Origin of the sequence: Ensifer sp. ENS09 (assembly GCF_014852425.1) — a bacterium.
Classification (GTDB): domain Bacteria; phylum Pseudomonadota; class Alphaproteobacteria; order Rhizobiales; family Rhizobiaceae; genus Ensifer.
The window spans coordinates 468,140-492,187 of record NZ_JACVBP010000003.1 but is presented as its reverse complement, the minus strand read 5'-3'; the positions used below and the strand labels follow the sequence as shown (position 1 = coordinate 492,187).

Genomic DNA, 24,048 nt, shown 5'->3' with positions numbered 1-24,048 from the left:
TGGGTGCCGACCAAGGCTCTGACTATCCACTTGGGTTCCCTCCTCGATCCTCGAAAGCAATTTGTGACTTTCAAGTACAGGGATCACGCAACGTAGACCTCGGGCGTGATCCCATTCCTAGCCGTTGAACATGGGCCAAACCCGGCTTGGGTTGGTTCTGCCAACTGACAGCCGGCTCATGCGGTCAGGAACAATCCCACCGCCGCAATAGCCGCCAAGGGAATAACCGCCCAATAAAATTGCCTGCGAAGCACCCGCATCGTTATCAACGAAGCGATACCCATGGCGAAGACAATCGGGATCACGATCAGGAAGATATCAGTCAGGGCCATGCTTTTTCATTCCCACTATGGCTGCTTTATTGAGTTAACGGCTAGGCAACGGCCCGGCAAAGTATCATGCTCAGCCGGGCCGCCGCGTGACCGGGTTAGCCGCCAGTCAGCGCGCTAGCATTCTCGTCGAAGGATTTGCAGTGCTGCTCAAGCGTTTGGCTCATCCCCTCGGCAAGTTGCTCAGCCGACATCTCGCTTTGGGAATCGGCATAGTAGTAAAGGCCTTGACGGCCTTTTTCCTCAGCCAGGGTCGCCTGCGCCGCATCTTGCGCAACCGGCAACGAGCTCAGAAATTTTTCATACTTCTCGGCGGCTTGCTGCGACGGAAACCCTTTGTCGATGCAGTATTTGATTATGCCGAGTTGATTCCGAAACTGATAATGCAGAGCGTCCGGATTGGGATCCTGTGCCTGCGCTGGCAGAGAAAGCGCAGCGAAAATGCCAAAGCCAAGATTAATGTTCTTCATCGACACGATATGCCTCATTTTGCAGGTTGTCTTTTGGTGATCAATTTGCCCATGAAAATCTGGTTGCGATATTCATGGCAGACATCGGCCAGCTCGACGCCATTGGCTGCGGCCAGCTCCTCAAGGGGCTGTTCATCGCCCTGGAGATAGGAAATACCTTGACGGCCCTTGCTCTTGTGAAGGTCGCCGCCGGCCGTCGGCGGTAATTTACGATAGAACTCCTCGATATGGGCTTTGAAAAAGCGCTCCGAGTCACCCGGAAGCAGGCCCTTGCTCGCGCAGAAGACCACAAGCCCGAGATCATTGCGGCTCTCAAGATAGTAAGAACTGGAGTCTCGCGCATAGGATGTTGCTATTGAGAAGACCCCAAGGGATGCGGCGCTTGTCAGCGCCAACGCCATTCGTCTGCTCATACCCTTGCCATCACATTCTAAAATACAGTTATAATAGTGTTTTTTCAGCGCAGAATGAACCTTGCCCTCGTCGCTCTTGTCTAAGGGAGGGAGCACAGAAATTCAACCAGGGCGAGATCGATCTGGTTCGGGTCCTGCCGGGCCAACCATATTGCCAAATGATCGCCACGCGACCGGTTAGTGCCCTGACGACCAACTCAGAGCTATGTCGCCACGCTTAGAAGCGACCCTCGAACCTTCACTGATTGCCGAGCGAGCCTCGTGCTTCGCGGCTCCTACGGGAGGGGGAGAAATTTGCCAGGCGCGAAGCGGTACATCCTTGTTCCGGAGAGAACTTGTCCAAGAAACGCATTTCGTCCCTTGACGTCGTCTGTCGCGCCGGAGTTTCCCAGTCGGCCGTAAGCCGTGTTTTCTCTAGAGTCGGGACGGCACCGACGGTATCCGACGAGATGAGAGCGCGCGTCATGGAAGCGGCTAGCGACCTCGGTTACCGCCCGAACGCCCCTCGCTCGCGCGGTGTTTGTCGGCCCCTCGCGGATTGTGGCGGTACTTTTCAGCTAACTCGATAATCCGTTTTACGCAGACGCCCTGGAAAGGATCCGCACAGAACTGCAATCGAATCGCTGCCACGCTGTGGTGTTCATGATGCCTGAAACAACACAAGGCGTCGACGCAGTCATGGAAGAGATCCTGCAGTATCAGGTTGCGACATCCAGCTTGCGAGCTTTCCAAGCTACAATCTGACAACCGTGGCGCACCCCCTCGTGCCGATGGTTACGGCGAGCGTCCAGATGCTCATAAGCAAGATTGAAACACGCGACGTCGTGCCGGAACATATTTCGATTGGGGGCAAGCTCATGGTACGGGGATCCACGCGCCGGGAGACGTAGCGCCGGCCGCTCGGACCCTTTTCGGCTTCAGTAGGTGGCTCGGACGTCCGCGTCGATGGTCGCAGGGTCCGTCAACTCCACGATAAAGTTTCTCTAGCTGCGACGTCGTCCTTTTTCCCCGACGTGCGCCCGCCTGAGACTGGACGGAGTTTGTCCGAAATGACGACGGAACCGGCGGCTAAAATTCGAATCGCTCTCGAACCCGCACGCAAGTGCCACTTGTATTATCGAACTGGTCGTGTGGAGGACCAGCTTTAACGCCGCGTCCAGTCTAATCTTGAGATAGGCAGCGCTGGGCGACGTTCCCAGCTCGGTGTCGAACAGGCGTTCCAACTGCCGTCTCGACAATCCGACCAGCGACGCCACTTGGCCTATCGGAAGCAAGTCTTCGACGTGCTGCTCCATGAGCAGCAATGCGCTGCGCACGCGTCTGTCGTTCGTTTCGAATGCCAAAGGTATTCGGGCCTGTGCGTCCTCCGGATTCCGCCGTGTGGTGATCTGAAGAATTTCCATTGCGTTGCGCTCGGCTTTCTCCCCGATGTGCCGGCGGACAATCGCGGCTGCGAGATCGGCGACGGCGCTCCCGCCCGCACACGTCGCTCGCTTCTTGTCCAACCGAAAAATCTGGTTATGTGCGATCGGCTGGTGTGGGAACCTTTGCCGAAATTCCCGGCAGTGGAGCCAGCTGACACAAGCGGAATGTCCGCCCAGGTGCCCGTGCTCTGCCAGGATGAACGTCCCTGTGCAAAGACCGATCAGTCCCACGCCTGCCCTCGCGGCCTTTCTGAGATAATTGACCTCATCGCTATCCAGCGGATCCTCGACACTCAGCAACCCGCCTACGACTGCTATGTAGTCATAACTCGCCGGTTCGGCGAGCGAGGCGGTCGGAACCACCTTAACACCGCAACTGGAAGACGTGGAGTTGGGAGAACTGCTGAGGATGTCCCAATCGCAACGGATACGACGCGAGCGGTCCCCTTCGTCGCCCGCTAAACGCAGCGTGTCCGCGAACAGCGCGAAAGCAGACAACGTGAACCCCTTGGCCAGGATAAACCCGACACGCAACTTCGGCAGTTCGCGGAGAGCGTGGTTTTTTCGCGTTGGCGTCGATATTTCCGCGAGCTTCTGGTTTGGAGCAACGCGCCCCTCGCCCCGGTCTGTTTCTCGTATCCGGAAAATGACTTGCGACACAGACGTTATCCCCGCTGCCGTTTTCGCGCGGGCGCGCTTCCAATCCGCATGCTACACTCGCGCGGCTTCGAAGGCCCGCCAGGCTTCCTCGAAGCGCTCAATAGTGAAACCGGGCTCTCGCGCCGGACCGAGTATGACTTTCTCGCTTTCGAGCAGCTTGGCGACGGATTGCCCAAGCCTTGGCACGACGTCGGAGGGGACCACGACCGCGCCGTGACGGTCCGCGTGAACCAGATCCCCATCCGCCACGTTGAGACCGCAGATATTCACCTCACCGCCGATTTCGAGCACGTGCACGAAACCGTGACTTGGCCCGATCGAACCGGCGATCACCTGAAATCCTGGCGCCAGGTCGCCCAGATCACGCATGACGCCATTCGTCAGGGCGCCCACGACGCCGAGGCCTGCATGGACGGTTGTATTCACCTCCCCCCAGAACGCCCCCACGCAGTCCGGATAGTCCATGTCCTCGATCACGGTCACGCTCGGCCATGCTCCCGACGCCATGTGACGATAGTATTCCATTCGACGTTCGCGAATGGTCGAAGGGGGCTCCTTGGGTGGCGCGACCGCAGCGATCCGCGCTGTGCGAGCGAACCCCACCATAGGCGGAAGGTTAAGGTCGGCTGTCAGCATCGTCTTTCGCGTGAAGTTCTGGAAACCTCGCTTTCCCTGCGCGACTTCGATCGCGTTGCACACCGTAGGGGTGTCCACGCGCCTCAAAAGGGCGAGCAGTTCATCATCAATGATCTGGATCATTTGCAATCTCTCTCAGTTTGCGCGGTGGTCGAAAGCCAGCGCCGTAGTTGTGCATTCACAAGGTCTGGAGCTTCGAGCGTGGATATGTGGCCGATGCCCGGAAGGGTCACCAACTCGCTGAAATTGCACGCCCCCACAATCATTCGGTGCCGGTCGATCGGGCACAAGGCATCCTCCTCGCCGCACAGCACAAGCACTCGTCCGCGATAGGATCGCAAAGCATCTTCGCTGTTACGACGGTCGCGGAGCGCTACCGACTGGTTCTCAAACACGTCGACGCCGAGATCCATCGCCATCTCCTCGAGCGATCGGCGAAGGCTCTCATCCTTCTCGTTCAGCGACCCGAGATAAAAGGGCAGCATTTCCTCTACGAAGACACGTTGCAGGCCGCCCTTTCTTGCTTCGGCGACCTGACGGTCGCGAACGGCGTCTCTGCCGGCAGCATCCGCCAGTGGCGTCGTATCAAGCAACGCGGCTGACATTATGCGCTGCGGCGACTGGCGGATCATTTCCATCGCGACGATACCCCCCATCGACAGCCCACAAATCGAGAAGCGATCGAACGGAACTTCGACGAGCAGCGCCGACGCTATCTCCTCAATTGATCTGTGGCGTCCGATATTCGCCACGACCATCTCAGCGACGTCGTCCAGATGTGCGATCTGAGGCCCAAACAGCCTTCGATCGCACATCATTCCAGGTATGAACAGCAGCGGAACGCGCACCCGCTAGATCCTGGTCGGTCCGGCTTGGTCGTCCGTATCGCGAACCCGGAAGAGTGCGACCTCTCCTGTCATGCTCGGGACTAGCGAGTGGCGCAGGCCAGGCGGGACAGCGCACGTATCGCCGGGCGCGAGCGTCTTTTCGCCTTGCTCCCACGCCAGTCGCCAATGCCCCTTGTGAACCAGCAGGACCTCGTGTCGGTCAACGGCGTAGGGTTCCGGCGAGATGGAGTTGCGCCCGAGAAACTCCACTTCGAACCCAGTACGATCGCGTATCAAGGCGTTCTCCTGTGTACCGATGATCTTGGCGGGGATCTTTCCGGCCAAGGCCAGCATGTCGTGATAGCGACCGACATAGTGCGGCACGACGTCGCCGACCGGTGTTTCGGGGAATGCTTTCAACTCCTCGCCAGTCAGCAGCGGCATCGGCCTGACGCCCTCGGGCAATGCGTGGCCTTTCTTGGTGTCATAGAGCTTGCCGGTTTCTGCAAGTACCAGGCCGTGGTCGCGGGCGTCTTCGATGACCTGCGGGGCCCAAATGACTCCGCCTCCGGCGTCGTCACCGCCCAGGATCGCCATGATGATCCCGTAGTCGGTGCCTATGTTCTCGAACCCCCGGAAAATGCCCGTCGGGATGTCGAAAATATCGCCTTCCTCCAACACCACTTCCCCGGCCGTCCCGTGACGGCCCCAGAAGAAGCGCCACTTGCCCTTGTGCACGTAAAACACTTCCGCAGTGCGGTGCGAATGCAGCGAATTCCTGCATTTGGGTGGCTGTCCGGCAGCGCCGATGTTGAAGCCAGGCGTGTCCTTGATGTGAACATGCTGGTCGGCGCTTTCGGAAACTCCGCCCCCGATGATGGTGAAGTTCTCTTTCTGGTTCGACCCCGGAGTATGGGCGTCGATGAATGCGGTTTTGCAGGGCTTCAGATCGCCATAGCGAACGATCCGCTGTTCCATTTGCTCAGGTGTCATGTTTGTCATCCCGTCTTGAGTACGATCTGCTTCCAGATCGCCGTTTCGTCGAAAAGCACAAATTCGCGTCGCAAGCCCCAGGGGCCGAACTCTGCATGGCTCATTCCCATCACGTGCACGTTTGCTCCGGTCGGCGCGCCGAAAGCCCCCCAGCCATCGTGCTTGCCGGTCAGCGACCAGCGCAGGGCGGCGCGCGGTGCGAACTCCGGATCGTCGCGTCCGATCTGGTGATGGATCTCAAATGCAGCGTTCGGGAAAGCAGCCCTCAATCCCATCCAGAACTGATCAGCATCGCCGTAGCTGTGGCCGGTGACGCCGCCAGGAAGCTCAAGCTGAACGGCGCGGTCGTATTCCGAATTGATCACCGCCATGTCCGCACCCATGATGCGCGTCAGGATGTCGGCGTAGCGCTGCCCGATCGGGTGATTGTTCCCGCGTCCTTTATAGAGACCCTCGACGTCGATTTCGGGCGTGAAGGGGCGCACGCATTTTTCGGGGCCGCCCTCGCGTTCGATCAGATCGGCTGCGAAAGACTTCGGCTCCCAACCCATCTGACGCACGATCGCGCCTTGGTCACGGATGAGCCACTCGTCATAGATCTGATTATCCCGCGCCGCGCAATCGGCGATGATACGATACTTGAGACGCTTGCCCGTTGCTTCTCCGTAGAGGCCCGATCGGGTGTGCGTCGCGGTCGACAAGAGCCGATGGGACGATAGAAATCCGCTGTCTTCGTCCCCGCACCAGATGACGTCTTCCGCCAGCAGCGTTCGGTCCGGGAACTCGGCGAGCGTTGCCATCGTCGCCGAGATCACGTTCTTGTTCCCAAGGACGATTGAGGCTGGCGAGCGGACCGGCATATCGGGCGCGTAGTAGCGGTGCAGTGTCGCTATACCGCGGTCTTCCCAGATCTCCTTTGTTATTCCGATGATGAAGTCAGGAAAGTCCTTAAACTTCGGGTCGAAACCTTTGAGGCTCATTATTCACATCCTTCCATGTATCTGTTCAGCCTGCGGTCCACCCGCCATCGACCAGCAAAGAGGTCCCCGTGATCATCGCGGCCGCGTCGCTCGCCAGGAAAACCACCGCACCCATCACATCCTCGAGCTCGGCGACTCTGCCGAGCTTCATTTTCGAGGCGATCCATTCTGCTTTCTCCGTGTCCGCGAATGTCGCCTCCGTCAGCGGTGTGCGAATGAAGGTGGGACAGACAGTGTTGACACGGATGCCGTACCGGCCAAACTCGATTGCAGCCGACTTTGTCATTCCCTCTATCGCATGCTTCGTCGCGGCATAGACCGCGCGGTCGATCCCTCCGACGTGCCCCATTTGGGATGAAATCGAGAGGATCACACCGCCCTCGCCCCGCGAAATCATTCCGCGGGCGACGGCCTGAGAGACGAAGTAAGCGCCGCGAAGGTTGACGTCGACCACCGCGTCGAAATCCTCGACCCGAGTATCGACCATCGGGCTGTGGCGCGCGACGCCGGCATTGTTAACCAGGACGTCGATCGGCCCCAGGTCCGCAACGACATCCGCAATGTTGGCCGGATCGGTCACGTCCAGAACAATGGCCTGAGCGCTCCCGCCTTCACCCGCTACCGCAGAGACGCCTTCGGCCAGTTGACCCTTGTCGCGTGCCGCCATGAAAACGTGCGCGCCCGCCTGCGAAAGGGCCGCGGCACAGGCAAAACCAATCCCTCGCGACGCTCCCGTGACGAGCGCTCTGCGACCGTCCAGGCGGAAGGAAGGGGTCTGAGGGCAAGCGTTCACTCCGCCGCCTCCGCGTATGGAACGTGGCGGCCGCCATAACGGCGCACACGCACGTTCGCCTGTTCGGCGTGCCCGACAAAGCCTTCAAGCATGCAGAGCCGCGAGCAATAGCCTCCGATCAGCGCCGATGCCTCGTCGGTCAAAACCTTCTGATAGCTGTGCGTCTTGAGGAACTTTCCGACCCACAGACCTCCGGTGTAGCGTCCGGCCTTCTTGGTGGGGAGGGTGTGGTTCGTGCCGATGACCTTATCGCCGTATGCGACGTTGGTCCGCGGCCCCAAGAACAGGGCTCCATAGCTCGTCATGTTCTGGAGGAACCAGTCGTCGCGGTCAGTCATGACCTGGACGTGTTCGGACGCATAGAAGTCAGCCTGCTGCAGCATCTCATCATAGGTGTCGCAGACGATGACCTCGCCATAGTCTTCCCAGGACTTGCGGGCCGTGGGCCCGGTCGGAAGCACACCAAGCAAACGCTCGATCTCCGCCATGGTCTCCCGCGCCAGACGCTCCGAATTCGTCAGAAGCACCGCCGGCGAATTAATGCCGTGTTCTGCCTGGCCGAGCAGGTCCGTGGCGCAGATTTCGGCATCGACCGTTTCGTCGGCGATCACCATCGTTTCCGTCGGGCCGGCAAACAGGTCGATTCCGACCCGTCCGTAAAGCTGGCGCTTGGCTTCGGCGACGAACGCGTTTCCAGGGCCGACCAGCATGTCGACCGGCGCGATCGTCTCGGTGCCGAGCGCCATGGCGCCGACTGCCTGAATGCCCCCGAGGCACAGGATTTCGTCAGCTCCGCCCAGGTGCATTGCCGCGACGATCGCCGGATGGGGCGCGCCGCCTTGCGGCGGCGCAGAGGCGACGATCCGCTTCACGCCCGCAACCTTGGCCGTCACCACGCTCATATGAGCTGAGGCAACCATCGGGTACTTGCCGCCAGGGACGTAGCAACCGACGGAGTTGACAGGAATGTTGCGATGACCGAGCACGACGCCAGGCAACGTTTCAACTTCGATATCTCGCATCGATTGCTTCTGATGCTCGGCGAACGTTCTCACCTGCGCTTGAGCAAACCGGATATCCTCCAGATCGCGTCGTGACACTTTGGACAGCGCCGCTTCGATCTCGTGTTCGGTCAAACGGAACGAATTGGGCGAATAGCTGTCGAACTTCTCGGAAAGCGCCCGGACCTCGGCGTCACCCCGGGCTTCGATACCCGAAAGAATGGCTTCCACCGAGGTACGGACCCGCGCATCTTCCTCGGCTCGCTCTTCCACGCTCTTTGCTGTTTTCAGCTGTCGGATCACAATGACTTCCTCCCGCGGGCAGCCTTTGAAGGTCTGCCCGCCTGTTAACTTGTACCAATTGTTGGCAGTCTATGACCTAAGATCAGGCGGCTTGGTGGTTCGGGCGCGGCGGGACCTTTCGACCGGCGTCGTATTCCTCCCAGCCGTGGCCGTTGAACGGGTCGACACCGAGCTGGCGCATCACGTGCGGGAAATCGACCATCACCCAGTTGTCGACGATCTTGCCGTCAACAACCTTCCAGAAATCCATGTAGCGGATCTCGACGCGCTTGCCGGTCGGAGCGATGCCCATGAACTCGCCCGAATGAGTGGCTTCCTGGCGACCAAACGCGGCCATCCATTCGCCTTCCGCAAGCCGCGCCTCGTCGATGCAGACCTTGTCGGAGAAGGCCGCCTGGAACGGTCGCTGCCAGTTGTCCTGGAATTCTTTCAGCCCGTTCTTGACGCCGCAGCCGGCATTCCCGAGCCATCTGAAATTGCTGGCGAAGAACGATCCGATGCCGTCAATGACATGGTCGTTCAGCCCGTCGACCATCGTCTCGACGACCTTGCGCGTGGCCTCGGTCTTGCTGAGGTCGTTGTCGCGGGTAAGTGCCGCTTGTTCTGGACGAGAACCCTTCATATCTAATCTCCTTGTTAGCCCTTGACCGCCCCTTGAGTGAGGCCGGATACGATTTGCCGCTGGAATACCATGACCAGCAGGAACAATGGGGCGGTGATCGACACCGCGGCCGCCACTGCCTCGATCTGGTCAGTGGTGGTGGTTTCTCGGTTGAAATACTGAGCTATCGCCGGAACCATCGTCTGCGATTGCGCATCGAGTAGCAGCGAAGTCACGAGATAGTCATTGTAAGCGAGCAGGAACGAAAATAGCCCCGTTGTAATCACGCCTGGCCACATCACGGGCATGATCACGCGCCAGAACGCCTCGAAGTAAGTGCATCCGTCCACCCTCGCCGCCTCATCAAGCTCCGCAGGTATGTTCTGGAAAAACGATCGCAGCATCCAGATCGTGAACGGCTGATTGATCGACACGAGGACCATGATAACCGCCAACGGCTGACCGTAGAGCGTGGGCGGCTGTTCAGAGAACAGATGGAAAAACCAGGCGAGCGGCGGCCAGTTCCAGAGCGGCATGAGGATTTCACGCGAATTGATGAAAGGCGGCAGATATCCTGTTACAAGCACCGAATGCGGTAGCGCTCGGAAAATCAGAGCCGCGATGAGCAACCAGAATGCCAGGTTGCTATTGGCGCGAGCCAGGGCGTACCCTGCAAGCGTTCCGACCGACAACGAGATGGTGACGACACCGAACGTGACCAACATCGAGTTGAGAAATTGGTGGTAAAAGCCGTGCTTGATCCAGACCGCTTGGTAGTGCTCCGTCGTAAGCCCAAACAGAGGCTTCGCGAAGGCTCCTAGAACCGGCAGCGGCGAGATGAGGGCCTCGACGGCACCGATCACCGCCGGGATGACCCAATACACCGCTGCCCCGAGCAGCAGAACGTAGAGGAGCCAGGCGGCGAGCAGGCCAATGGACCGCGCGCCACGGAACGACAAAGCCTTCGCTAGCGCCGCTCCGTGACGGCGGGGCAGCCAGATCGAGCAGCACAGCACGAGGATATACGCGGCAATCGCCAGCAGCGATATTCCGCCGCGTCGCTGCAGTGTGACGTCACCGAAGATCACCTGCAGCGGGTCGGTCGCAAAAGCATCGATGGGGACTCGGAACGACATGATCGCGATCCACACCAGAGGGAATGCCGCTATGATCGCCCAGAAGGCAACAAACAGGCCGACCGCCAGATTGAGGCCGAAACCGGGTCTTAGAGCTTTGGTGTTCATGTTCGTTCTCTCAGACTAGCGCTTCGATCGATGCTCGCGCCAGGTACGGCGCAGAAGCGGAAGCAACAGGATGACGATGCCAAGCATGGTCAGCATCGAAGATGCCGAAGCGCGCGAAATGGAGCGATTGCCGCTGTTGTCGGGGATGAGATAGTTATAGGTCAGCCATTGCAGCGAAATGCGATGAGCCTGGCTGGAAAAACCTATGACCTCGTCGAATGCCCGGTACGCGTCCATCAGGTGGATTAGCGACACAAAGACGATCAGAGGCATCAGGTGCGGTACGATGACGTAGCGCAGACGCTCGAAGCGCGAAGCTCCATCGACCACGGCTGACTCCAAAGTATCCCGGTCGACCGTCTGCAGACCCGCATAGAAGATCACGAAAGCGAACGGCGCGACGTGCCACACGCGATAGAACATCATCAGCAGTTCTATCATCCAACCGTGCGCGAACACCGCGACATGCTCACCGGAGAGTTTGGCGATCGCCGCGGTCATAATTCCGTCGCCGACGAACAGCCACCTAATTGCAAGCGCGCCAATCACCGGGGTAATGATGAAGGGAAGCAGCGAGATGAAGATCAACGGGCCGCGGACCGATCTCAGGGTATTGTTGACGGCGAGCGCAAGGGCAAGACCGGTGCCGATCACAAGCGGCAGCGTGATCAATGTAAACGTCAGGGTAAAGCGCAACGCTTTGTAGAAGTCTATATTCAGAACTGCCGCCCAACCGCCGCCGCCCTCAGAGAAGGCCCGCATTACCGCGTCCGGCTGTAGCACGGTCTTATAGACATCGAACCCGACGAATTTCGTTTCGACTATGGGGCGGCCGTTGACGTCGAGCTTTGGGAGGTTTTTGACTTCCTCAACGCAAGACTGGGTCAGGAAGCCGGGGGTGCAAGTCTCGGTCTTAACCTGTTCGAACACCTGCTGTGTGAGTTGAAAACTCTGCACGGCCACGCTGATGAGCGGTAAGGCGATAAACAGGATCATCAGCGCCATAGAAGGAGCGACGAAGGCGTAGAAGGTGCGCGATCTCATCGCCGGTCCTCCTGGGTTCAAAGGCAAGAATTGATGAAATGGGGCGGCTCGCACCGCCCTACCTTGGCGTCAGTTAACGAGCCCCTTTTCCTTCGCCGCGGTGAGGTACTCCCCCTCAATATCCTTGAGGGTTTCTTCGACCGTATCCTTCCCGGTCAGGAAGTCGGCGATATGGTTTCCAAGAGCCGTGTGCATGATGCCGAGTGCGGTGGAGGCGGGATAGGAAGGCGCCCCCGTCTCTGCCGAAGCGAACGCTCCTCGCGACAACCGACCCGGCTCGTAACCCTTGACGAGCCAGACGGCGGCGTCGTTGTTGGCCTTGACCATCTCCGCTTTGAGACCTTCCATCGCCAGACGAAAAGCCGCGTCCGCCTCATCGTCGGTAATGTGGCTGGCGATCGTGACGCCATCCCACCAGATCGTCGTCGCCGGCTTGCCTCCAGGTGTTGCTGCAGGCGCGGCGGCCATGGCGATCTTGCCCACCACTTTAGACTCCTTCGGATCGTCCATGGCGGCCGCCCGTGAAGCCCAAAGGTTGGCCATCGCGATTTTTTCCTGCTGGAACTGCTGCTGCACCGTGGTCGAGTCCGACACGAGGTACTCCGGATCCATGTATTCCGTGAGCGCCTTCATCATCTCTAGCGCCTTGACGCCAGAATCGTTGTTGATCGAAGGGGTGTTGTCTGCGTTGAAGAACTTGCCGCCAAACCCGAGGTACATGTTGACGAACTCTTCGCCCAAATTCCAGCCGGTCTTGTAGGTCCCTCCAAGCGGATAGGGCACGACGCCCGCCTCCTTGATCTTTTTCGCCGCTGAAAGCACCTCGTCATAGGTTTTCGGCAAAGCGATATCGAGGTTCTTGAAGATATCCTCGCGGTACATTAGGTGCTGCGCGTTCACCATCATCGCGATCGCGACAATCTTGCCGTCGACCTTGATGAGCTGGTTGGTGTTGAGGTTCTGCCCGTACTTCGCAACCAGGTCATCCAATGGGCGTATCAGACCTTCCTGGAGGACAGGTACCAGCGTTTCGTTGGCCACACCGCCGATCTGGTAAAGAGACGGCTGGGCGGAAAAGGCGGCCACCTGCTTCTGGGCGAATTCCTGGTCGAGTTCAGCCTTGAAGTTACCACACTCAGCCATCGTCGAAGTCACTGCCTTCCAAGCCTCGAAGCCCGCCGTCAGAGATTTCAGCGGCACCTTGTTTTCATAGCTGCAGGCGGCATGGGCGGAGGCGCTGGCCAGCATCAGGATGCTTGCCGCGCAGACGATCTTCTTAACGAACATGACGGTTCTCCCAGTTTCTGTTTTCGATGGTTCCCGAAACGGTGCCGCTGCCGGCACTCTTGTGATTTTCGATGCGATTGCCGCTCGTCCGGTCGAACAGGTGGCAGATCTCCGCCCGGATCGAGAACCCCACAGGGTCCCCGATCTGCGCGCGATACTCCTTGCCCGCCCGCACCGCGACGAGGCTCGCTCCCGTCTTCACCGTCACCATTGTGGCATCCCCGAGGAGTTCCACGCTGTAGATTGGCGCCTGAACCTGCGACGCTTCGACGGGACAGACCCTTGCGTCTTCGGCACGAAACCCCAAGGTCACAGGGCCGACGATGTCCCGAGCAAAGCCTTCGATCCGAACGTTCGGGCATGTGAAAACGCCGTCGACGATTTCGCCATCGATCAGATTCATGGCGGGAGAGCCGATAAAGCCCGCGACAAAAGTGTTTGCGGGCCGGTCATAGATTTCGGTGGGCGTTCCGACTTGCTGGAAGACGCCGCTTTTCATCACAACCACCCGGTCTGCCAGAGTCATCGCCTCGATCTGGTCATGTGTGACGTAGATCGTCGTCACCTGAAGTTCATGGTGCAGGTTCTTGAGCTGGGCCCGGGTGGAGACGCGGAGCTTGGCATCGAGGTTCGACAGCGGCTCGTCCATCAGGAACACCGAGGGCTGGCGAACGATGGCGCGAGCGAGCGCGACACGCTGTCGCTGCCCGCCCGAAAGGGCGCTCGGGCGGCGATCGAGCAAATGCGTGAGCTCCACCATCTCGGCGGCGCGTCGTACCCGAGCGTCATGCGACTTCGGATCGATCTTCCGAACCTTCAAAGGAAAGCGGATATTTTCGTAAACGGTCAGATTGGGATAAAGGCCGTAGTTCTGGAATACCATGGCAATGTCGCGGTCTCGCGGCTCCAGATCGTTGACGACCCGGTCCCCGATCAAAATGTCACCAGACGTCGGGTCCTCGAGTCCGGCAATCATGCGCATCGTGGTCGTTTTGCCGCAGCCCGACGGCCCCAGGAAGACCATGAATTCCTTATCGGCGATCTCGAGGTTGACGCTGTCGACGCCGATAAACGCGCCCCAACGCTTGGTCACCCCCTTGAGTGTGATTGATGCCATCCGCCGGCCTTCCCTGTTTTAAAGTTCCCTGGCGGCCATTGAATTAGCCATCCTTGATATTGAGATTGACAGAAATTGAATACGTATGCAATACCTGGAGCGGACAAATTTTTTGGTTGCTCAAAAGACGGGGATCGGAATGGAAAGCCTGAACCTGCGCCACAAGCGCTTTATACAAAACGTGATGTCAAAGCTTGCCGGAGGTGGAGCCGAAGGGATTGGGAGACGAATTTCCGACGCCTACCATCCGAACGCAGAATGGCGGGGCTCCCACCCGCTAAATGAAATGAACGGCCACGAAGCGATCGCCGCGAGGGTGTGGCAGCCACTGCTTTCGTCGTTTCCGGATCTTGAACGGCGCGACACCATCTTGATGGGCGGTAACTACAACGGGGCCGACCTCGTCGGGGCCGTTGGCCATTATCTGGGCACCTTTGAAAAGGACTGGCTGACCATTCCGGCGACCGGACGGCCGATCTATCTGCGATATGGCGAGTTCCATGAGATCGTCGAAGGAAAGATCGCCCGCAGCACGGTGTTGCTGGACGTCCTCGACGTCATCCGCCAGGCAGGCTTCTGGCCAATAGCGCCGAGCCTCGGGACGGAGGAGCAGTGGCCTTGCCCAATTAGCGCCGACGGCATCCTGCTCACCGAACAGGATCCAGGGGTCTCCAGTGCCGCGCTGAAACTTACGCTTGATATGCAGGCTTCGCTCGGGGCTTACAATGACGAAGCCAAAGAAGGGCGCGAAGGCCTGTTGAACATGCCGCAGAAGGCGTTCTGGCACCCGAAAATGATGTGGTACGGTCCCTGCGGCATCGGCACCACCCGTGGACTGGAAGGCTTTGTCGACTATCATCAGCTGCCATTCCGAACCGCATTCCCCAATCGCCGCGGCGGCAACCACTATGTTCGCATCGGAGATGGCAAGTTCTCGGCGACGGGCGGATGGCCGAGCGTGTACGGCAAACATGTCGGCGGAAATTTTCTAGGAATGGCGCCTACGGGAAGAGATGTCAGCATGCGGGTGATGGACTTCTACTTGGCCGAAGACGGACTCATCCGTGAAAACTGGGTACCGCTCGATATCATTCATCTACTGCTCCAAATGGATGTTGATGTGTTCGCCCGTATGCAGTCATTCTTCAGGCGCGGCCGCTGAAAAATCCTCAACCCGCCTCGATGATCCGGGCAACGCTGCCCGGGTCGGGCAGCCGGGCGGATCGCCTGACGCTGACGGTGGCGGGAACGATGACGGCCCGGCGCTCGACCTCGCCGCGCTCGATCTGATCGAAGAGTATCCGCACGGTCTCTTCGATCATGACGTCGGCCGGCTGCCGCACGGTCGTGAGTTTGTATCCTCCCCAGCCGGCTTCGGGAACGTCGTCGAATCCCACGACCGAGATGTCCTCGGGAACCCTGAGGCCAGCTTCGTCACGGATGACGTCAATGACCGAAAACGCCATGTGGTCGTTCGCGACCACGATCGCATCCGGCAGCTCCCCGTTGTCGAAGAGCTTGCGCGCCGCCCGGGCGGCTCCCTCCGAAGTGTAGTCGCCGACAAGCCGCCGAAATGGCAGCAGCCCCCCTCGCTCCATCGCTTGAAGAAAGCCGGACTCGCGATCCTGATTGGTGGACGAATCCTCGGTCCCAGCGATGTACGCGATTCTCTGATGCCCGGCGGCAATCAGAAGCTCGGTCACCATTCTCGCCCCGCCGACGTTGTCCGACGTGACGCTACTGGAGAGCGACGAGGTGACGTAACGATTGAACAAGACCACCGGAATCCCGGTGTCGGCGCATTCCCTCGCCAGGCTCGAGGACATGTCTGCCGACGCCATCACAATCCCCTCGACCTGATACTGCAGCATCTTTTGCACCATTTGGTCCTGGGTGCCGCGCTCCGTCAAGAACAGCAGCACCTGATAGCCACGCTCCTGCACGGCGCGCGAAAGGATTTCGAGAACCTGTGGGTAGAAGTGGTTGTCGAGGTAGGCGACGAGGACGGCGATCAGCCGGGACCGGCCGCTGATCATAGCGCGGGCAAGGGCGTTCGGTCGATAGCCCAGTTCACGGGCGGCATCGAGCACACGCTGCCGCGTGCGCTCCGAAACGCTTGCTCCGGGGGTGAACGTCCGGCTGACTGCGGATTGGGAAACGTTTGCCAATCGGGCGACATCCTCGGATGTCACATTTTCCTTCGCCACCTGTGTCCCCTACTCCGCATTGTCGGATATTCTATGCATAGGTACTCAGCGCGACAGGGTATCAGGCGGCAGGCTTACTCTGCAAGCGCGGGGTCTTCCAATGCAAAAAATGGCCAGAACGTTTCGCAGGCAGGATGAGGTGATTTGCAAGTGAATCGGACAGCGGCCTTCCGCGGCGAATGTGGACGGGTATTGTATCCGCGGGGCGAAGTCGAGGCCGCCGGTGCGCCCTTCCATTCGATACATTATGCGATCATTTTGGCCCAGAACGTGAACATCCTGGAAACGAGTCCTGCATCGGGCTCGTGGAGGAAGGATGAACTCCCTTGGGTGGTAACTCACGTTGCGTGCCACATTCCATTCAACGCCGATTGACATGCCCGGTTCGCGCGCGGGAGCCGGGCACCGCCATGCGCCTCAATAGTAGATTTCGGTGACGGACAGATTCTCGGCCGAAATCTCCGTGAGGGTGACGCCCTCGATCAGGATGCCGGCATCGTCGAACCCGTCGAGCGTGACGACGACGCCGCCCTGCGTGTCATGCGAGGCCAGCCGAGTTCACACCTTTTGCCGCGGTTTCGGAATGGGCGGCGATGAACTCTTATTGCTTAATGTCCCCAAGCAAACCCTTTAATCTTACCGGACTGAAGCATTCCATCGTAATCACCCCGAATCCGGCGCTGCGAGAGGATTTCAGGCGCGGTCTGGTCGGTGCCAATCTCATGTATGGCGGGAGTGCCCTTGGCTACGCCGCTGCCGAGGCGGCGTTTCGAGATTGTGACGATTGGAGCGAGGCACTGATGCTGCACATAGCCAGCAACCACGCCTACGTCGCCGACCTCATCCGTGCATTTCTGCCGGAGGTGACGGTTCCGACAGCCGAAGCGGCATATTTCGCTTGGCTGGATCTCTCGAACCTCAATACGCCAAAGAGCCTCTACGAGGCGTTGATCGAAAAGCAAGCGAAGCTGATCGTGACCTACGGCGAATTCATGGGGCCTGGCGGGGAGAACCACATCCGCATCAATCTCGGCACGTCGCGCTCAGTCTTGGAGAGTGGTATGCGCCGCCTGCTTGCTGCCCTCGTTCCCCATACGGGACGCGCTTTCGATGAGGGCGCGCTTTAATGGCCCCGACAGCGGAGACACGCCTCGCAGCTTTGGGCATTGAGTTGCCTGAGCCTCCTATCTCAGTCGCCAACTACGTGGCAACGCTGCGATTGTCGAACATGCTTTTTGTACCAGGGCAGCTTTGCCTTGACCGAGGAGCCCTAGTCGCCACAGGGTGTGTCGGCACTAGCGTGACGTTGGAAGACGCTACCGCGGCAGCGAGAGCCTGCGCTATCAACATTCTTGCACAATGCCGTAGCTCACTGGGTAGCCTGGACCGGGTGCGGCAGGTAGTGCGGCTGGGAGGTTTCATTGCCAGTGCTCCGCATTTTGAGGACCAAGCGACCGTGATGAATGGGGCCTCCGATCTCATGGTGGAAGTTTTTGGCGACGCTGGGCGGCATACGCGGTCTACCGTTGGCGTGAGCGCGCTGCCAAAGGGCGCGGCCGTTGAAATTGAGGCCGTTTTCGAGATCGAGCCCTGATACCGCCCTCCGACGGAGACGAGAGGCAGAACGGCAGCTATCCACCGTTCTGCCTCTCATTGCTGACTGGCTACGAATGAACCGAGACCGACTGCCGACATCAAGGATTCTTGAATAAGCGCCGAGAGGTGCCGGTTGCCGCCGGGTGCGTGTCCCTCGCTTTGAGCCGATCCGAACCTGAGACCGGCGGAGGAAGGCAAGAGCCCCAAGGTTCAGTATCTTTGGAGTTATTCGTTTTTCCAAGGATTTACGACGGCAAGTCCCGCCACTTCAAAGGGGCTGGTGTCGCGCGTAGCTATGATAAATCCCTTAGAGGCGGCAATCGCGGCGATATATCCGTCCGGGGTCGGGAAACCCCTGCCGGCCGCTCTTGTTTTCACCGCCAACCCGGCGTAGTGCCGAGCAGCTTCGACGTCGAACGGCAACACACGATCGCCAAACAGTTCAAGCACGCCGTCAAGCATCCCGGCTAGCGCCTTCTTGCGCCGACCGTCGGGCAACGCGCCGATGCCAAACAGCAGCTCAGCCAACGTCACACTTGACAGGTATAGGGTTTCAGCAGCCTGCTCGTTCAGCCAAGAGCGGACGGCCAGATCAGGTTGTGGTTTCATCGCCTCGGAGACGACATTCGTATCCAAGACGATCATTCAAACCTCATTGGCTCCGCCGACGCATCGTCACGTACCTGGTCAAACACGGCAAAATCGTCATTGGTCAAGCCCTGTCGTCGGCCGAGCTCAGCCAAGGCATCGCCCATGCGGACCCGCTGTTCCGGCTTCACTACACTTTCGAGAATGTCGCGGACTTCCGCCTCGGTGCTGCGGCCGTGCATCGCGGCCCGCACACGCAAAGCTCGGTGCACCTCGTCGGGCACATTCCGCACTGTCAGAATTGCCATCGTCAAACCCTCGCATTCGCTGTCAATGACAGCAATATAGCTACTATGCAGGCTCACTGCAAGTTTGGGTAGTTGCGCGATTTCGCGAAGCCGTCCGATGGACTATCAGAATATGGGCCTGCGTTAGACAGTTGTGCTTTCTGCCACCAGAGATGCGCCCAGCGTTCGCTTCCCGTTGATACATTATGCGATCTTCGAAGCACAAAATAAGAACATACTCCTCAATAACGGATCTCCCATCGCGCCTAAGGCCTATGCGCCCAGATGCAGTTCTTCGTTCCGGTGCGCCAAAGATGAGGAAGTTCGAACTTGTGCGCTCAGTCCGGAAGACGCATAACCTTGAAACCCGCCCTGATCTCTTCTGCAAAGAGTTCCGGCTCCTCCCATGCAGCAAAATGCCCGCCCTTCGAGGCGTGGTTATAGTAGACGAGCTTCGGATAGGCCTCTGACAGCCATTTTCTCGGCGGCCGATAGACCTCCCCCGGAAACACCGTGACGGCGACAGGAACCTTGGCGGCGGTGAGCTTCGCTCCAGCCTTGAGGTTTTCCCAGTAGATGCGTCCGCTCGATGGGCCGGTGTTGGTCAGCCAATACAAGGTGATGTTGTCCAGGATGTCGTCTCGGCTCAAAGCCTGTTCCGGATGGCCGCGAGTGAACACCCAATCGGCGATCTTGTCGTAGAGCCAGGCCGCTAGGCCCACCGGAGAATCCGCAAGCCCGTATCCGACCGTCTCCGGGCGGGTGCTGAGGATCGACGCATAGCCAAAACCGTTGTTGAGGAAGTCGCGCGCCTCGTCTAAGACCTTCTTCTCTTCGGCCGAAAGGCTGTCGGGAGCCGGCCCTCCGCTCTTCAGCGCCTGGGCAGCGTCGGCGGGAAATGTCGAACCGCGCTCGATGCGGTTGACGTGGATACCGAGAAGCCCCTCCGGTGCCTGACGGGCGAGCGCGTCGCTGACGATCGCGCCCCAATCACCGCCTTGCGATACATAGTGGCTGTAGCCGAGCCGCTTCATCAGCCTGTCCCAGGCCATGGCGATCCGGCGCGCGTCCCACCCCGTCGAGCTTGGCTTCTGCGAAAAGCCAAAGCCGGGGATGGAGGGTATGACGAGATGGAAAGCGTCTTCGACCTTGCCGCCATGCGCGGTCGGGTCGGTCAGCGGGGCAATGACGTCCAGCAGCTCAAAGACCGAGCCGGGCCAGCCATGCGTCATGATCAGCGGCATTGCGTTGTCATGACGCGAACGCACATGGATGAAATGGATGTCGAGCCCGTCGATATTCGACAGGAATTGCGGGAACGCATTGAGCTTTCGTTCCGCTCTGCGCCAGTCATAGGCGGACTGCCAATAGGCCACGAGGTCCTGAAGCGTCTGCTGGTCGACGCCCTGGGAGCGGTCCTTGACGGTTGAACTGTCCGGCCAGCGCGTCGCCGCGAGACGCCGCTTCAGATCCAAGAGGGCGGCTTCGGGAACGGCAGCCCTGTAGGGACGGATGTCATCGCCGTTGATTGGTACACCCACGGTGTCGGCAGCGGCAGCGGACCGGGGCAGCACCGCCGCCGCTGCACCGATCGCAGCGCCCGAAAGCAAAAACGAGCGCCGCGTAACGTGGCGCTTCCCAGCCCTATTTTCCAAGTCCATTTGAGGGTTTCCTTTGTGAGCACGCACAATCGTCGTCGAACAGGTTTGGAGGGAATGCCGGAGCCTCGCCGATGGCGGCGAGGCTCCGCCGATCGTCAGGCCTCGTCGGGGCCTTTGCGGTAGATCAGGAACTTGTTTCCTTCCGGATCGCGAAAATAGGCACAGTAAGGGTCGCCGCCGTCAGTTCCTCTCGGACCGGGCCCGCCCTCGTCCGAACCGCCCGCTTCCAGCGCCGTAGCATGGGCGAGATCCACCTGCGCCCGCGTGCGGGCCTCGAAGGCGATCATCGTACCATTGCCGGCAATGGCCGTCTCGCCATTGAACGGCTTCAGCACGCCGAACTCGAGCGCACGGTGCCCGTAGTAGACGGCCCTTCCCGGCTGAACCAGCACGCGGCCGATACCGAAGACGGCGAGGAATTTGTCGTAGTAGGCAGCGGCAGCATCGAGATCGTTCGTGCCGACGGTCGAGTGGCCGGGCAGTGCTCTGGCTTTTTCCGGGATCGCTTTTAACGAAGAGGATGTCGTATCGTTCATTCTGATCTTCCTTTTGAGGCGAGGGATTTTCGTCTCGCTGTTTCGCTTGGGATCGCTGTCGAAACGACGATCCGCGAATGACCGGAAATCTAAGAACGAGGCCGGGCGGCCAGCACCCAGCGGAATTGAGAGCCACCCTCTCACTTGGGATAAATGGGACGGCCGGGAGCACGGGCAGTTCATGCTAAAGCAAGGACGAACATTGGCATCTCACGCCGCCCGGCGGCCCTTTGCTCCGTTCAAGAGGGTTCCTCTCAGAAACGCCATCTGCCGGTGACCCATCCGATGTCGGATCTTGTCGTCAGGATCAGATCGACCAGAAGGACACCTGACATGGTTACCCCGACACTCAAGTACTTCATTGCGACAGCTTCCGTGGCAATGGCTTCGGCGGCACCAGCACAGGCCGGCGCCACCACCGTGGCGGGGCCGAAGATCGACTTCATCAAGATCGACGAAACCATCACGCTGCGGCGCATGGTTGCCGGTCCGTCCTCCCCGAAGGGCACGGTTCTTTTCCTGCACGGTTTCCCGGAAACCTTGACGGTCTGGACGCAGGTCGCGGAAACACTGGGCAGGGACTACGAGGTGCATGCTTTCGACTGGCCCGGTTACGGCCAGTCTTCGCGTCCCTCGGTGCCACAGTTTTCCTATTCACCGATGGACTATGCCAAGGTTCTCAAGGCCTATATCGAGAAGGCGGGCGTCGACCGATCCAGCCTGGTCATCTACGCCTCGGATATCGGTGGCCTTCCTGCACTGCTGTTGGCCCTCGACGAACCAGGCGTGGCAAGAAAGATCGTCGTCGGCGACTTTGCCCCGTTCAACCGGCCGCAGTTCATGTATGAGAGCCTGCAGAACCTCAAGGCGGAGCCGACGGCGACGCCGACACGCGCCTACATGAACAAGACCAGCGACGAGATCCTGCAAAACGTGCATCGCCGCGGTCTTGCACCGGAGGCCCAGTACGAACTGCCGCCCGAGGCGCAAGCGGACATGAAGAGCTCCTGGGCACGCGACGGCGTAACCAGCGCCGACGCCTTCGCTTTCTATTATTCCTATTTCACCCGCGACGAGGACTATCTCGAAGCCAATCTTCACCGGCTGAAGGTCCCGGTGAAAGTGATCTGGGGCGACCGCGATATCTACATCAAGCCGGAGATGGGCAAGGAATTTGCCGACCGCACCAATTCGGAGTTCGACCTTCTCTCAGGTATCGGCCACTTCCCGCACCTGCAGGATCCGGCTCGGACGATCGAAGAGGTACGGGCGGCCTTCGCGGACTAGGCTTACGAAACCTCGCCTCGCTTGCAGGCAGCGCGAAGGCGAGGCAGTGCCCAGTCGACGAAGGACCGCACCTTGAGCGTCAATTGACCCTGTCCGGAATAGACAATGTGGATCGGAAGAGACGCCTGGTCGAAAGCCTCGAGAACCGGCACTAGAGCGCCTGAAGCCAACTCGTCCGGGACCTGATAATCGAACAGGCGAGCGATCCCGGCGCCGCCGACCGCGGCTGCCACGCAATTGGCGGCGGTGTTGACCTCAAGGCGGGTGCGCGGAACCGCCTCCACCGGGTTGCCATCGACATCGAAGGTCCAGAAGAAAGTCCGCTTGTTGAAGAGAATTCCGTCGTGGTCTACGAGATCGCACGGATGTTCCGGCACGCCGCGGCGTTGCAAATAGGCCGGGCTGGCGCAGGTCAGCAGGCGGAACTCGCCGGCTTTGACAGCGTAGAGAGAACTGTCGGCGAGGTCGCCCAAGCGGATGGCGATGTCGACCTGCTCGTCCACTAGATGCACCGTCCTGTCGAGCGACAGCAGGTTCAGCGACACCTCCGGATACGTCTCCATGTAGCTGAGCGCGATCGGCATTACATAGCGGGCGCCGAACTCGACCGGCATAGTGATCGTCAGGATGCCGCGCGGCGTCTGGTACTCGCCGGACGCCCGGCGTTCCGCCTCCTCGAGGTCCGCCATGATCTTGCGGGCGGCATCGACATATTCCCGGCCTGCATCGGTGAGCTGGAGATTGCGGCTGGTACGCACGATCAGGCTCGCGCCCAGGTGCCGTTCGAGCTCGGCAACCTTGCGGCTGACGCTGGGCAGTGGAGCGTTCAGCTTCCTGCTCCCTGCAGAGATGCTGCCGGCATCGACGACGGCCAGCAACATTTTCATTGCTTCAAGGCGATCCATCGTATCCCCCCGGGGCGCTCCGACGTTGCTTACGAAATTGTGGTCCTATGCCCTGCCTGTTGTCCTGCACCTTCGCTCCTGGCCGACTGCTTGCCGGGTGCGCGCGCCTCCTCGGCAAGCAGGCTTGCCGCCATGCGTTTGCTCTGCCGGACCGGCTCGCCTGTTCGCGTCATTTGCGCAATCGCGGTCGCCCCCTCATGCAGGAGATTGATCGTGTCGGCGATCCGCTTTGGTTCGCAGAACCGGGCCGCATGTGCGAGTTCTTCGAAATAGGCAAGGACCAGGCGCTTGTGCATCGAGGCGGCGCAGAATACCGGATCGACGGCCTCCTTGTGTTCTCCGGCAGCGCTCATGAAAATGCAGCCGCGGAACTGCTTGTCCCGGACAGAGGCCTCTAGAAAATCGAAGGTTGCCAGAAGCCGCTCGTAGGGATCGCTCGCACGCTGCTCGACAAAGATGCGCATCTCCGCCCGGGATTGTTCGTCGCGCCGCTCCAGCGCGGCCAGGATAAGATCCTCTTTGGTTTCGAAATGTCGATAGAGCGTCGTCTTGGCCACCCCGGCTTCGGCAATCAGCAGGTCGATCCCGGTCGCGTGGTAGCCATGAAGGTTGAACAGGCGCAGAGCGGTATCGAGCAGATGTCCGCGAATCTCTGAGCGGCGCATAATCACTCCTCAAAACAAAACAGATTTGTATCATTTTATCGCGTTGGACGCGAAATGCAAGCCATGGCGCCCGGCTGCCAAGGCTTCGCGCTTCATGGCGATCACCTTCAGAGTGAGGGCCGCCTAGGTAACGCGGCTACACATTCCCGTGTGCCGGATTGCCAAACGATACAGGTCGGTATATTTAAGCACGC

General features: G+C 59.7%; 27 protein-coding genes and 1 pseudogene. 6 read left to right on the top strand and 22 right to left on the bottom strand.

All coding sequences use genetic code 11. The features are described from left to right. Positions 1–176: 176 nt before the first annotated feature. From IB267_RS17330 to IB267_RS17320, 3 genes are all read right to left on the bottom strand, one after another. Positions 177–332 (bottom strand): hypothetical protein, encoded by a 156-nt coding sequence (locus IB267_RS17330; RefSeq protein WP_192448714.1) that lies wholly within the window; start codon positions 330–332, stop codon positions 177–179. Positions 333–427: 95 nt separating this feature from the next. Continuing rightward, positions 428–805, bottom strand: coding sequence for a hypothetical protein (locus IB267_RS17325; protein WP_192448713.1), 378 nt, complete (start codon positions 803–805; stop codon positions 428–430). A gap of 8 nt (positions 806–813) precedes the next feature. Beyond that, positions 814–1,200, bottom strand: a complete 387-nt coding sequence (locus IB267_RS17320; protein WP_192448712.1) for a hypothetical protein — start codon at positions 1,198–1,200, stop codon at positions 814–816. 257 nt (positions 1,201–1,457) lie between these two features. Here IB267_RS17320 and IB267_RS33935 point away from each other — a divergent pair, with 257 nt between their 5' ends. Next, positions 1,458–1,781: a LacI family DNA-binding transcriptional regulator gene (locus IB267_RS33935; protein ID WP_371742556.1), complete on the top strand. Its 324-nt coding sequence runs from the start codon at positions 1,458–1,460 to the stop codon at positions 1,779–1,781. A 126-nt stretch (positions 1,782–1,907) separates the two neighbouring features. Continuing rightward, positions 1,908–2,102 (top strand): annotated as a pseudogene (locus IB267_RS33930) (substrate-binding domain-containing protein); the annotation flags it as partial. Between the two features lie 93 nt (positions 2,103–2,195). Here IB267_RS33930 and IB267_RS17305 read toward each other — a convergent pair. From IB267_RS17305 to IB267_RS17250, 12 genes are all read right to left on the bottom strand, one after another. Continuing rightward, positions 2,196–3,296, bottom strand: a complete 1,101-nt coding sequence (locus IB267_RS17305; protein ID WP_371742555.1) for a GlxA family transcriptional regulator — start codon at positions 3,294–3,296, stop codon at positions 2,196–2,198. Between the two features lie 51 nt (positions 3,297–3,347). Further along, positions 3,348–4,055 carry an RraA family protein gene (locus IB267_RS17300; protein WP_210335898.1) on the bottom strand — a complete coding sequence of 236 codons (708 nt, stop codon included), beginning with the start codon at positions 4,053–4,055 and terminating at the stop codon, positions 3,348–3,350. Next, the gene (locus tag IB267_RS17295) at positions 4,052–4,780 is read right to left on the bottom strand and encodes an alpha/beta fold hydrolase (protein WP_192448710.1); all 729 of its coding nucleotides are present in this window, start codon (positions 4,778–4,780) and stop codon (positions 4,052–4,054) included. Before IB267_RS17295 ends, IB267_RS17300 begins: the two co-directional genes overlap by 4 nt. A gap of 3 nt (positions 4,781–4,783) precedes the next feature. Beyond that, positions 4,784–5,752, bottom strand: coding sequence for a cupin domain-containing protein (locus tag IB267_RS17290; protein ID WP_192448709.1), 969 nt, complete (start codon positions 5,750–5,752; stop codon positions 4,784–4,786). 5 nt (positions 5,753–5,757) lie between these two features. Continuing rightward, positions 5,758–6,732 (bottom strand): nuclear transport factor 2 family protein, encoded by a 975-nt coding sequence (locus IB267_RS17285; protein WP_192448708.1) that lies wholly within the window; start codon positions 6,730–6,732, stop codon positions 5,758–5,760. 25 nt (positions 6,733–6,757) lie between these two features. Continuing rightward, a complete protein-coding gene (locus tag IB267_RS17280; protein WP_192448707.1) occupies positions 6,758–7,525 on the bottom strand; it encodes an SDR family oxidoreductase in 768 nt (255 codons plus the stop codon). Then, positions 7,522–8,832 carry a histidinol dehydrogenase gene (gene hisD, locus IB267_RS17275; protein ID WP_192449257.1) on the bottom strand — a complete coding sequence of 437 codons (1,311 nt, stop codon included), beginning with the start codon at positions 8,830–8,832 and terminating at the stop codon, positions 7,522–7,524. The genes IB267_RS17280 and hisD overlap by 4 nt, the downstream gene beginning before the upstream one ends. Positions 8,833–8,911: 79 nt before the next feature. After that, the gene (locus tag IB267_RS17270) at positions 8,912–9,451 is read right to left on the bottom strand and encodes an ester cyclase (RefSeq protein ID WP_192448706.1); all 540 of its coding nucleotides are present in this window, start codon (positions 9,449–9,451) and stop codon (positions 8,912–8,914) included. 14 nt (positions 9,452–9,465) lie between these two features. Then, a complete protein-coding gene (locus tag IB267_RS33350; protein ID WP_192448705.1) occupies positions 9,466–10,674 on the bottom strand; it encodes a carbohydrate ABC transporter permease in 1,209 nt (402 codons plus the stop codon). Between the two features lie 15 nt (positions 10,675–10,689). After that, entirely contained in the window at positions 10,690–11,718 is a 1,029-nt protein-coding gene (locus IB267_RS17260) for a carbohydrate ABC transporter permease (RefSeq protein WP_192448704.1), read from the bottom strand. Between the two features lie 69 nt (positions 11,719–11,787). Then, the gene (locus IB267_RS17255) at positions 11,788–12,966 is read right to left on the bottom strand and encodes an ABC transporter substrate-binding protein (protein ID WP_210335897.1); all 1,179 of its coding nucleotides are present in this window, start codon (positions 12,964–12,966) and stop codon (positions 11,788–11,790) included. 28 nt (positions 12,967–12,994) lie between these two features. Beyond that, the gene (locus tag IB267_RS17250) at positions 12,995–14,122 is read right to left on the bottom strand and encodes an ABC transporter ATP-binding protein (protein WP_192448703.1); all 1,128 of its coding nucleotides are present in this window, start codon (positions 14,120–14,122) and stop codon (positions 12,995–12,997) included. Between the two features lie 139 nt (positions 14,123–14,261). Here IB267_RS17250 and IB267_RS17245 point away from each other — a divergent pair, with 139 nt between their 5' ends. Then, positions 14,262–15,284 carry an ester cyclase gene (locus IB267_RS17245; RefSeq protein WP_192448702.1) on the top strand — a complete coding sequence of 341 codons (1,023 nt, stop codon included), beginning with the start codon at positions 14,262–14,264 and terminating at the stop codon, positions 15,282–15,284. 7 nt (positions 15,285–15,291) lie between these two features. Here IB267_RS17245 and IB267_RS17240 read toward each other — a convergent pair whose 3' ends face one another. Next, the gene (locus IB267_RS17240; protein ID WP_192448701.1) at positions 15,292–16,329 is read right to left on the bottom strand and encodes a LacI family DNA-binding transcriptional regulator; all 1,038 of its coding nucleotides are present in this window, start codon (positions 16,327–16,329) and stop codon (positions 15,292–15,294) included. 593 nt (positions 16,330–16,922) lie between these two features. Here IB267_RS17240 and IB267_RS17235 point away from each other — a divergent pair. Beyond that, complete coding sequence (locus IB267_RS17235) at positions 16,923–17,456, top strand: hypothetical protein (protein ID WP_192448700.1); 534 nt, start codon at positions 16,923–16,925, stop codon at positions 17,454–17,456. Next, entirely contained in the window at positions 17,456–17,923 is a 468-nt protein-coding gene (locus IB267_RS17230; RefSeq protein ID WP_192448699.1) for a RidA family protein, read from the top strand. Before IB267_RS17235 ends, IB267_RS17230 begins: the two co-directional genes overlap by 1 nt. Positions 17,924–18,150: 227 nt before the next feature. On the opposite strand, the gene IB267_RS17225 is transcribed toward IB267_RS17230, so the two are convergent. The 4 genes from IB267_RS17225 to IB267_RS17210 form a co-directional block, all read right to left on the bottom strand. After that, positions 18,151–18,570, bottom strand: coding sequence for a type II toxin-antitoxin system VapC family toxin (locus tag IB267_RS17225; protein WP_192448698.1), 420 nt, complete (start codon positions 18,568–18,570; stop codon positions 18,151–18,153). Next, positions 18,567–18,821: a plasmid stabilization protein gene (locus IB267_RS17220; RefSeq protein WP_176356532.1), complete on the bottom strand. Its 255-nt coding sequence runs from the start codon at positions 18,819–18,821 to the stop codon at positions 18,567–18,569. The genes IB267_RS17225 and IB267_RS17220 overlap by 4 nt, the downstream gene beginning before the upstream one ends. A 317-nt stretch (positions 18,822–19,138) precedes the next feature. After that, positions 19,139–20,461 (bottom strand): epoxide hydrolase family protein, encoded by a 1,323-nt coding sequence (locus IB267_RS17215; RefSeq protein ID WP_192448697.1) that lies wholly within the window; start codon positions 20,459–20,461, stop codon positions 19,139–19,141. 95 nt (positions 20,462–20,556) lie between these two features. Beyond that, a complete protein-coding gene (locus IB267_RS17210) occupies positions 20,557–20,997 on the bottom strand; it encodes a VOC family protein (RefSeq protein ID WP_192448696.1) in 441 nt (146 codons plus the stop codon). A gap of 333 nt (positions 20,998–21,330) precedes the next feature. Here IB267_RS17210 and IB267_RS17205 point away from each other — a divergent pair, with 333 nt between their 5' ends. After that, positions 21,331–22,284, top strand: coding sequence for an alpha/beta fold hydrolase (locus IB267_RS17205; RefSeq protein ID WP_192448695.1), 954 nt, complete (start codon positions 21,331–21,333; stop codon positions 22,282–22,284). Positions 22,285–22,286: 2 nt separating this feature from the next. Here IB267_RS17205 and IB267_RS17200 read toward each other — a convergent pair whose 3' ends face one another. Together IB267_RS17200 and IB267_RS17195 are read right to left on the bottom strand one after the other, a co-directional pair. After that, positions 22,287–23,189 carry a LysR family transcriptional regulator gene (locus IB267_RS17200; protein ID WP_192448694.1) on the bottom strand — a complete coding sequence of 301 codons (903 nt, stop codon included), beginning with the start codon at positions 23,187–23,189 and terminating at the stop codon, positions 22,287–22,289. A 29-nt stretch (positions 23,190–23,218) separates the two neighbouring features. Next, entirely contained in the window at positions 23,219–23,854 is a 636-nt protein-coding gene (locus IB267_RS17195; RefSeq protein WP_192448693.1) for a TetR/AcrR family transcriptional regulator, read from the bottom strand. Positions 23,855–24,048 lie beyond the last annotated feature (194 nt).

Coding starts and splice junctions, on each gene's coding strand:
- IB267_RS17200 (WP_192448694.1), bottom strand. CDS start 23,189: ATGGATCGCCTTGAAGCAATGAAAATGTTGCTGGCCGTCGTCGATGCC.
- IB267_RS17225 (WP_192448698.1), bottom strand. CDS start 18,570: ATGATCGTCTTGGATACGAATGTCGTCTCCGAGGCGATGAAACCACAA.
- IB267_RS17205 (WP_192448695.1), top strand. CDS start 21,331: ATGGTTACCCCGACACTCAAGTACTTCATTGCGACAGCTTCCGTGGCA.
- IB267_RS17330 (WP_192448714.1), bottom strand. CDS start 332: ATGGCCCTGACTGATATCTTCCTGATCGTGATCCCGATTGTCTTCGCC.
- IB267_RS17195 (WP_192448693.1), bottom strand. CDS start 23,854: ATGCGCCGCTCAGAGATTCGCGGACATCTGCTCGATACCGCTCTGCGC.
- IB267_RS17215 (WP_192448697.1), bottom strand. CDS start 20,461: ATGGACTTGGAAAATAGGGCTGGGAAGCGCCACGTTACGCGGCGCTCG.
- IB267_RS17290 (WP_192448709.1), bottom strand. CDS start 5,752: ATGACACCTGAGCAAATGGAACAGCGGATCGTTCGCTATGGCGATCTG.
- IB267_RS17235 (WP_192448700.1), top strand. CDS start 16,923: ATGAACTCTTATTGCTTAATGTCCCCAAGCAAACCCTTTAATCTTACC.
- IB267_RS17270 (WP_192448706.1), bottom strand. CDS start 9,451: ATGAAGGGTTCTCGTCCAGAACAAGCGGCACTTACCCGCGACAACGAC.
- IB267_RS17245 (WP_192448702.1), top strand. CDS start 14,262: ATGGAAAGCCTGAACCTGCGCCACAAGCGCTTTATACAAAACGTGATG.
- IB267_RS17320 (WP_192448712.1), bottom strand. CDS start 1,200: ATGGCGTTGGCGCTGACAAGCGCCGCATCCCTTGGGGTCTTCTCAATA.
- IB267_RS17285 (WP_192448708.1), bottom strand. CDS start 6,732: ATGAGCCTCAAAGGTTTCGACCCGAAGTTTAAGGACTTTCCTGACTTC.
- IB267_RS17250 (WP_192448703.1), bottom strand. CDS start 14,122: ATGGCATCAATCACACTCAAGGGGGTGACCAAGCGTTGGGGCGCGTTT.
- IB267_RS17210 (WP_192448696.1), bottom strand. CDS start 20,997: ATGAACGATACGACATCCTCTTCGTTAAAAGCGATCCCGGAAAAAGCC.
- IB267_RS17255 (WP_210335897.1), bottom strand. CDS start 12,966: ATGCTGGCCAGCGCCTCCGCCCATGCCGCCTGCAGCTATGAAAACAAG.
- IB267_RS17220 (WP_176356532.1), bottom strand. CDS start 18,821: ATGGCAATTCTGACAGTGCGGAATGTGCCCGACGAGGTGCACCGAGCT.
- IB267_RS17230 (WP_192448699.1), top strand. CDS start 17,456: ATGGCCCCGACAGCGGAGACACGCCTCGCAGCTTTGGGCATTGAGTTG.
- IB267_RS17300 (WP_210335898.1), bottom strand. CDS start 4,055: ATGATCCAGATCATTGATGATGAACTGCTCGCCCTTTTGAGGCGCGTG.
- IB267_RS33350 (WP_192448705.1), bottom strand. CDS start 10,674: ATGAACACCAAAGCTCTAAGACCCGGTTTCGGCCTCAATCTGGCGGTC.
- IB267_RS17260 (WP_192448704.1), bottom strand. CDS start 11,718: ATGAGATCGCGCACCTTCTACGCCTTCGTCGCTCCTTCTATGGCGCTG.